Source organism: Streptomyces diastatochromogenes (assembly GCF_002242805.1).
Taxonomy (GTDB): domain Bacteria; phylum Actinomycetota; class Actinomycetes; order Streptomycetales; family Streptomycetaceae; genus Streptomyces; species Streptomyces diastatochromogenes.
This window is the reverse complement of record NZ_MCGQ01000147.1, coordinates 1-500: the sequence shown is the minus strand read 5'-3', so window position 1 is coordinate 500 and position 500 is coordinate 1. Positions and strand designations below refer to the sequence as shown.

General features: G+C 75.8%; 1 protein-coding gene. It reads left to right on the top strand.

Annotated elements, in window-relative coordinates; all coding sequences use genetic code 11:
* Positions 1 to 500: ketoacyl-synthetase C-terminal extension domain-containing protein (locus BEK98_RS47165; RefSeq protein WP_143684289.1), on the top strand; the 500-nt coding region annotated here is incomplete at both ends.

Here is a 500-nt window from a genome sequence, read left to right as displayed (position 1 = left end):
TGGCCGCCGCCGGGCTCACCCCGGCCGACATCGACGCCGTGGAGGCCCACGGCACCGGCACCCCGCTCGGCGACCCCATCGAAGCCCGGGCGCTCCTCGCGGTGTACGGGCAGGACCGCCCGGCCGAGCGGCCGCTGTGGCTGGGATCGCTGAAGTCCAACATCGGACACACCCAGGCCGCGGCCGGTGTCGCGGGGGTCATCAGGACCGTCCTGGCGATGCGCCACGGGGTGCTGCCGCGCACGCTGCATGCCGACGAGCCCTCTCCGGGGGTCGACTGGTCCTCCGGCGCCGTACGACTGCTGCAGCGGGAGCAGCCCTGGCGCACCGCTCCCGGTCGGCCCCGGCGCGCCGCGGTGTCCGCCTTCGGCATCGGCGGAACCAACGCGCACGTGATCCTGGAGGAAGCGGTAGACGAGCGGGACGCCCCGCACCGCGCAAGTGCCCGGCCCGCTCCCGAGCCGCCGCTCCTGCTGTCCGGTGCGAGTACCGAGGGGCTC